The following is a 7,303-nucleotide window of genomic DNA, read 5'->3' as shown; positions in this document are numbered from 1 at the left end:
TTGCCACTGACGCCTGGTACCGGTACCAGTCGCTGCTCCAACCAGCCACCTAACACGGCTAGCTGGCGCCTTCCTCCCGCCCCGCATAGATCTTGGTTTCGTACCAAGATCTATGCGGGGCGGGTGGAGAGCGCCAGATAGCCGTGTTCGGTGGCTTGTTGGAGCAGCCACTGGTCCCGGTACCAGCCGTCAGTGGCGACCAGCTCCGCGTGCGGGCCGCGCTGGACGATCCGGCCGGCGTCCAGCACCACGATCTCGTCCAGCCCGGCGAGACCGCTGAGTCGATGCGAGATCAGCAGCACCGAGTGTCCGGTCGGGACGGCGGCGAGGGTCGAGGCGAGCACCTCGTCGGCGGCGACCGGATCGAGGCCCTCGGTCGGTTCGTCGAGCACCAGCACCGTGGGCGCCGCGAGCAGCGCGCGGGCCAGCGCCAGCCGCTGACGTTGGCCGCCGGAGAGCTGCCCGCCCTGCTCGCCGACCACTGTCTCCCAACCCTCCGGCTGGGCCCGGACCCAGTCCGCCAACCCGGCCGCCCTGGTCGCGGCGGCCAGTGCCTGCTCGTCCGCGTCCACCCGGCCGAGCAGCAGGTTCTCCCGGACCGAGGCGTGGAAGACGTACGCCTCGGCGAGCAGCCCGCCGACCAGTTTCGGCAACACCTCGGGCGGATAACTCGACACGTCCCGGCCGGCGAGGGTGACCCGTCCGCTGTCGGGGCGTACCGCGCCGGTCAGCACGGCGGCCAGGCTGCTCTTGCCCGCGCCACTCGGCCCGACGACCGCCACCCGACGGCCCGCCGGCAGGTCGAGGTCGAACTCGTCAAGCGCGGCGGGCGCACCGACCCGGTACCGGAGCGTGACCCGCTCGAACCGCACCTCCGGCACATCCCGCTCACCCACCGACCCGGCCACCCGCTCACCTGCCGGTTCGGCGTGCTCGTCGTCCTTCGGGGTGGGGGCGACCAGCTGGGCGATCCGGGCCAGGCCGGTACGCAGGCCGGTCCACTGCCGGGCGGCACCGACCAGGGCGAGGGCGATCTCCACCGCGGCGAGCGTGCCGACGGCCAGCACCCCGACGAGCACCCCGTCCACGCCGGCGCGCAGCGCGACCAGGACCACCGCGCCGGCGGTCAGCCCGGCCACCAGCACCCCGGCGGCGTCCACGGCGAAACCGAGGGCGGCGAGCCGGCGTTCCAGCCGGGCCAGCCGGCGGGACCGGGTCGCGGCGGCGTCGAGCGCGGCACCGGTGGCACCGAAGGCGGCCAGGTCGGCGGCGCCGTGGGTCAGGTCGACCGCGTCGGCGGCGAGCGCGCCACGCAGCGGGGCCACCTCCGCGCCGGCCCGGCGGGTGAGGGCGGTGGCCAGCGCTGGCAGGGCCACCCCGGCCAGCAGCAACCCACCGGCGAGCACCAGCGCGGCCGGCGGGGAGACGAGCGCGGTCAGCCCCACCGCCAGTACGCTCACCAGCCCGGCCGCCACCCCGGGGACGAGTACGCGTAGCAGCAGGTCCTGCACCGCCTCCACGTCGGAGACCAGCCGGCTCAGCGCGTCACCGGTCCGTGGCGGCGCGCCACGCCCGGCGGCAAGCGTGCCGAAGACCCGGGCCCGTACGTCGGTGACGAGGCGCAGCACCGCGTCGTGTCCGGCGAGCCGTTCGGTGTAGCGCAGCACACCCCGGCTGACGGCGAGCGCCCGCACCGCGACGATCGCCACGGTGAGCCGGTCCAGCGGCGGCTGACCGGCAGCGGTCATCAACAGCCAGGTCGCGGTGGCCATCAGGGCCAGGCCGGCGAACTCGGTGGCTGCGGCGAGCAGCCCCGCCCCGACCAGCCGGCGCAGGTAGGGCCGGGCCAGCCGGAGCACGACCAGCTCGGCGGAGCGGCTGCTCGTACCGCCGCCGGTCCGGGCGGTCCGGACGCTGCTCATCGCGGCTCCCCGGCCGTTGTCGGCGTCAGTTCGGTGACCCGGCCGTCCTCGACCCGCAGGATGCGGTCGGCGTCCTCCAACAGCGCGGGCCGGTGCGCGACAAGCACCGCGGTGCGGCCGGCGACAAGCCTGCGGGTGGCCGTGAGCACCATCGCCTCGGCGGCCGAGTCGAGGCGTGCGGTCGGCTCGTCGAGCAGCACCACCGGTGCGTCCCGCAGGAACGCCCGGGCCAGCGCGACCCGCTGCCGTTGCCCGCTGGACAGGCCGTGCCCGCGCTCACCCAGCGTGGTGTCCAGCCCGTCGGGCAGCGCGGCGACCACGTCGTCGAGGGCGGCGTCCCGGACCGCGGTGGCGACCTCGGTCGGTCCGGCGTCGGGGGTGCCGAGCCGGATGTTCTCCGTCAGGGAGGTGGCGAACAGGTGGGCCCGCTGCGGCACCCAGGCCACCTGCCGGCGCCAGCCGTCGAGGTCGGCGTCGGCGAGGTCGACCCCGCCGACGGTGACCTGGCCGGTGGTCGGCGCGACGAATCCGAGCAGCAGGTTCAGCAGGGTGCTCTTGCCGGCACCGCTCGGGCCGATGATCGCTATCCGTTCGCCCGGCTGGATGGTGAGCGTGACGTCCCGTAGCGCGGTGGTGCGTTCGTACGCGACGGTCACCGACTCGAACCGGATCTCGCCGCGTCCGTCCGGTGCTGCCGCTGCGGCCCGGTCGGCGGGTGCCGGCGCGGCACCGGAGAGGGTCAGCGCCTCATCCAGCGCGGTGAGCCCTTCCATGCTGGCGTGGAACCGACTGCCGGCCGTCCGCAGTGGGAGGTACGCCTCCGGGGTGAGCAGCAGCACCAGCAGCGCGGTCTGGAGGGCCAGCCCGCCGTCGAGCAGCCGGATGCCGACCGGCACCGCGACCAGCGCCACCGACAGGGTGGCGACGAGTTCCAGCACCAGGGCGGAGAGGAAGGCGATCCGCAGGGTCTTCATGGTGGCGACCCGGTGGCCGTCGGCCATCCGGCGGACCGCCTCGGTCTGGGACCGGGCGCGGCCGAAGGCCCGCAGCGTGGGCAGCCCGGCGACCATGTCCAGGAAGTGTCCGCCGAGCCGGGACAGCCGCCGCCACTGGCGCTCGGTGGCGGCCTGGGCCTGCCAACCGAGCAGCGCCCCGAAGATCGGGATGAGTGGCAGCGTCAGCGCGATGATCACCGCCGAACTCCAGTCGGCGAAGAAGACCCGGCCCAGCACCGCCACCGGCACGGTGACGCTGAGCACCAACTGCGGCAGATAACCGGTGAAGTACGCGTCCAGGGCGTCCAGCCCCCGGCCGGCGAGGGTGGCCAGTTGCCCGGCCCGCTGGCCGGCGACCCAGCCGGGCCCGTGCCGGGCGACCGCGCCGAGCAGGTCGGCCCGCAGCGCCGCCTTGACCGTGGCGGCCAGCCGCGCCGACACCGCGCCCTGTGCCCAGACCAGCACCGACCGGGCCGCCACGGCGGCGACGAAACCGGCGAGCGCGGCCCGGTCCAGCCGCCCGGTGAAGGCGGTGGCCAGCAGCGCGGCCAGGGCGGTGGCCTGCGCCACGATCAGCCCGGCGGCGAGCACACCGAGCAGCGCGAGCAGGGCGAGGTCACGTCGGGCCGCGGGTACCCGGCGCAGCAGCCGCGGGTCGAAGGGGCGGCGGTTCACCAGTACACCGGTGCCCTGCCGTCGGTCCGTCCCCGAAAAATCCAGAAGCACATCGCCTGGAAGCCTAGTAGGGCCGGCAGCAGCGGCACCGCCAGCCAACCCAGCAGGCGCAGCGTCGGGGCGCTGGCCGCCGCGTCGGCCACCGTCAGGGACGCCCCGGGCTCGACAGTCGACACCAGCACGTACGGCCAGAGGGTGGCCCCGACCAGCACGACCGGCAGCACCAGGGCGGTGGCGGTGGCGGCAAATGCCACAGCGGTCCGCCGCCGGCCCAGCGCCGCCCGGGCCAGCAGCAGGGCGGCGACAAGTGCCACCCCCAGCAGTACGCCGACCAGGGGCTGCTGCGCGGCGTCGCGTACCCGCGCGGAGAGCAGCCCCACGGCGGCGGCCGCGGTGACCGCGACGATCGCGGCACCGGCCAGCCGGCGGGCCAGCGGCCGGAGCCGGTCGGCCTCGGCGACCGGCAGCCGCAGTGTGAGGAACGTCGCACCGTGCGCCGCGACCAGGGCGACCAGGGCCAGCGCCACGGCGGCGGCGAACGGGGTGAACAGGTGCGTCACCCCGGCCACGTGCCCGTCGGTGTACCGGGGTACACCTTGGAGCAGGCCGGCGAGCACGACACCCCAGCCGAGCGCGGCGAGCAGGCTGCCGACCGCGATCACCCGGTCCCAGCCGGTCCGGGCCCACCGGCCGGTCGGCCGGCTGCGCAACTGCACCCCGGTGGTCACCAGGATCACCCCGGCCAGTGCGGTGGCCACTGCCGGATAGCTGCCGGCGAGCAGTTCCCCCTCCAGCATCGGGAACGCACCGAACAGGATGCCCACGGCAGCCACCAGCCAGACCTCGTTGCCGAGAAAGAACGGTCCGAGCGCGGTGAGAGCGGCCCGCCGCCGGGCCGGGTCGCCGTCTCGGGCGAGCAGCAGCCCGACGCCGTAGTCGTAGCCGCCGAGCACCAGGTAGCCGGCGAAGAAGAGACCGAGCAGGGCGTACCAGGCGAGTGCCATCTCAGGTCTCTCCTTAGACGAAGGCGGGTTCGGGCTGGGCGTCGTCGGCGTCCGGCCGGGCCGGCGGGCGACCGAGGGCGGGGTCGGCCGCGCCCCGGGCGGCGTGCCGGGCCAGCAGCACCCAGTTGGCCACGGCGAGGCCGCCGAGCAGCAGGGTGAAGCCGAGCAGGGAGGTGGCCATCAGCCCGGGACTGATCGGGGAGACGGCCTGCTCCACCGGCAGCAGCCCGTACGCCACCCAGGGCTGGCGGCCGACCTCGCGGGAGATCCAGCCCAGGATCGACGCCACGAAGGGCAGCGGCACGGTCAGCATGAGCAGCCAGAGTGGGAACCGGAGTCGGATGATCCAGTCCCGCCAGAGCAGCGGCACCAACAGCCAGAGCAGGCCCAGCCCGAACCCGATGAGGATCATGAACCCGAGTCCGACGCTAGCCAGGGTGGGCGGCAGGTAGTCACCCGGACCGAAGCGGGTGGTCCACTCGGCCACCAGCGCCTCGGAATCCGGGCTGTTGCCACCGAACTTGGTCGGTTGCACCGCACCCACCGGCCCGAACTGGGCGAAGCCGAAGCCCTGCACCAGGCTGATCGCCAGCGCGGCGGTGACCACGCCGATCCGCAGTGAGGTGCGGAACAGGGCGTGGTCGGGGGTGCGCCGCAGCAGGTGCCAGGAGCTGATCCCGGCCATCAGCAGCCCGCCGGTGAGCAGCGACGCCGACACCACGTGGCCGAGCGCCATGCCCAGCGCCGGGTTGGTCAGCAGCGCCGAGAAGTCGGTCAGGTGGGCGATGCCGTCGCGTACCTCGTAGCCGACCGGGTTCTGCAACCAGGAGTTGGCCACCATGATCCAGTACGCCGAGGCGTACGCGGTGAGCGCCACGCCGTAGAGCAGCGCGAGATGTACGCCCCGGCGCAGCCGGTGCCAGCCGAAGATCCACATGCCGAGGAACGTCGACTCCAGAAAGAAGGCGACAAGGGTCTCGATCGCCAGCGGGGCACCGAAGACGTTGCCCACGTAGCGTGACAGGCCGCTCCAGTTCAGCCCGAACTGGAACTCCATCACGATGCCGGTGGCGATGCCGAGCACGTAATTGATCACGTAGAGCTGGCCCCAGAACCGGGTCAGCCGTTCGAATCGTGGATTTCCGGTGACCACCCAGGCGGTCTGCAGCCCGACCAGGACTGTGACCAGGCCGAGGGTGACCGCCACGAAGAGGAAGTGGACAGAGGCGGTCGCGGCGAACTGGAGACGGGCGAGCAGCAGGGTGTCCATGGCCGGCTCTCCTGGAATGAGGGGCGAGATGGTAGGCAGCCTACGCGTAGGAAACCTACGTATAGAGCCATCCGGCTGCCCGAGCCGGCACGATCAGGGTCAATTCAGGGTGATCAACTAAGGAACAACGAGATCGGCAGGTAGGCCGCGGTGGTGGTGACCGCCAAGGCGAGCCCACCCAGCAGGCGCGGCGGACGCTCGGCGACCAGCAGCCGCTGCACCCGTACGTCCAGGTCCCGGTCGCCGATGCCGAGCGTGCCGGCCGGGGTGATTCGATCGCCGGCCGCGGCGAACCGCCGCAGCGCCCCGGCCAGCGGCGCCTCGGCGTGCAACTCCCGAGCCTTGTCGTCGGCCCGCATCTCGACCAGCAGCGCCACCCGCTCGTGCGCCTGCCGGACCCAGCGCAGCCAGGGCAGCGCCCGGCGCAACGCGGTGAACGGCAACAGCACCAGATCGTGCCGTTCCTGCGCGTGTGCCCGCTCGTGGGTCAACACCGCCGCCAACTCGGCCCGGTCGAGCAGGTCGAGCGTGCCGGCGCTGACCACCACCCGGGGGCGCACCCCCGGCAGGCAGTACGCGGCGGCGCTCGGATGATCCAGCACCAGCGCGCCGGGCACGGTGGGGTCCCGCCGCGCCACCAGGGTGAGCAGATCCCGGTGCCGGCGCTGGGCGCGTACCGCGCCGTGGATGCTGCGTACCGTCGTGGCGAGCAGCACCGCCCCGATGCCGAGACCGACGCCGACCAGCCCCAGGTGCACGGCGCCCAGGCCGGCCGGCAGGGTGCTGTGCCACAGGTCGGTGGCGAGCGCCAGCAGGGCGCTGCCGGTGCCCCGCTGATACGGCGTCAGCCCCAGCGAGATCGGCAGACCCATCGCGGAGAGCCCGGCCCCCAGGCCGACCGCCTGCCAGCAGAGGATCGCCACCCGGGGACTGCGCCAGGTCCAGGTGGACCGGGCCAGCACCTGCGCGATCAGCCAGCACGCCAGCATCGAGGCGGCGAAGTGCAGGGTGTGCACCACGGCGTGGCCCTACCGCTCCGTCGCCTCGTCGGCCAGCGCGGCCCGGAGCACGTCCGCCTCGGTGCCGGTGACCGAGCGGGCGAAGCGCACCAGAGCGGCATCCCGGCTGCCGCCGAGATCCAGCGCGTCGAGCATGAGTTGGGCGATGTACGCCTCCCGGCTGGCCGCGGCGCGGTATCGCCAGGCCCGACCCTCGCGCTCCCGCTCGACCATGCCCTTGCCGGCGAGCCGGTCCAGCACCGTCATCACGGTGGTGTACGCCAGCTCACGTCCGTCCAGCGCGTCGGCCACCTCGCGCACCGTGACGCCGTCCGACGTGCCGGGACCGCCGTCCCACAGCACATCCATCACCGCACGTTCGAGGTCACCGAGCCGAGTCACAGCCCAATCCTACCCCCCGTAGTAGACCCCTTCGCTG

At 73.8% G+C, this 7,303-nt stretch carries 6 protein-coding genes; all 6 read right to left on the bottom strand.

What is annotated here, in order from left to right; translation table 11 throughout:
• Window positions 1–110: 110 nt before the first annotated feature.
• The 6 genes from cydC to C1I93_RS26410 all read right to left on the bottom strand — a co-directional run bounded on the left by cydC (window position 111) and on the right by C1I93_RS26410 (window position 7,266).
• The gene (cydC, locus tag C1I93_RS26435) at window positions 111–1,922 is read right to left on the bottom strand and encodes a thiol reductant ABC exporter subunit CydC (protein WP_111245994.1); all 1,812 of its coding nucleotides are present in this window, start codon (window positions 1,920–1,922) and stop codon (window positions 111–113) included.
• Window positions 1,919–3,592 (bottom strand): thiol reductant ABC exporter subunit CydD, encoded by a 1,674-nt coding sequence (gene cydD, locus C1I93_RS26430; protein ID WP_111245993.1) that lies wholly within the window; start codon window positions 3,590–3,592, stop codon window positions 1,919–1,921. Before cydD ends, cydC begins: the two co-directional genes overlap by 4 nt.
• On the bottom strand, window positions 3,589–4,596 hold the full coding sequence (locus C1I93_RS26425) for a cytochrome d ubiquinol oxidase subunit II (protein WP_111245992.1): 1,008 nt from the start codon (window positions 4,594–4,596) through the stop codon (window positions 3,589–3,591). The genes cydD and C1I93_RS26425 overlap by 4 nt, the downstream gene beginning before the upstream one ends.
• 13 nt (window positions 4,597–4,609) lie before the next feature.
• On the bottom strand, window positions 4,610–5,866 hold the full coding sequence (locus C1I93_RS26420) for a cytochrome ubiquinol oxidase subunit I (RefSeq protein ID WP_111245991.1): 1,257 nt from the start codon (window positions 5,864–5,866) through the stop codon (window positions 4,610–4,612).
• Window positions 5,867–5,979: 113 nt separating this feature from the next.
• Complete coding sequence (locus tag C1I93_RS26415; RefSeq protein ID WP_111245990.1) at window positions 5,980–6,885, bottom strand: M56 family metallopeptidase; 906 nt, start codon at window positions 6,883–6,885, stop codon at window positions 5,980–5,982.
• A gap of 9 nt (window positions 6,886–6,894) precedes the next feature.
• Window positions 6,895–7,266: a BlaI/MecI/CopY family transcriptional regulator gene (locus C1I93_RS26410; protein WP_111245989.1), complete on the bottom strand. Its 372-nt coding sequence runs from the start codon at window positions 7,264–7,266 to the stop codon at window positions 6,895–6,897.
• Between the last annotated feature and the right edge of the window lie 37 nt (window positions 7,267–7,303).

This window comes from Micromonospora endophytica (assembly GCF_003236305.1).
GTDB lineage: Bacteria > Actinomycetota > Actinomycetes > Mycobacteriales > Micromonosporaceae > Micromonospora > Micromonospora endophytica.
This window is presented reverse-complemented; position numbering and strand designations above follow the sequence as displayed.

What these genes read in the sequence shown, in the direction of transcription:
- cydC (WP_111245994.1), bottom strand. Translation starts at nt 1,922, where the DNA reads ATGAGCAGCGTCCGGACCGCCCGGACCGGCGGCGGTACGAGCAGCCGC.
- C1I93_RS26425 (WP_111245992.1), bottom strand. Translation starts at nt 4,596, where the DNA reads ATGGCACTCGCCTGGTACGCCCTGCTCGGTCTCTTCTTCGCCGGCTAC.
- C1I93_RS26420 (WP_111245991.1), bottom strand. Translation starts at nt 5,866, where the DNA reads ATGGACACCCTGCTGCTCGCCCGTCTCCAGTTCGCCGCGACCGCCTCT.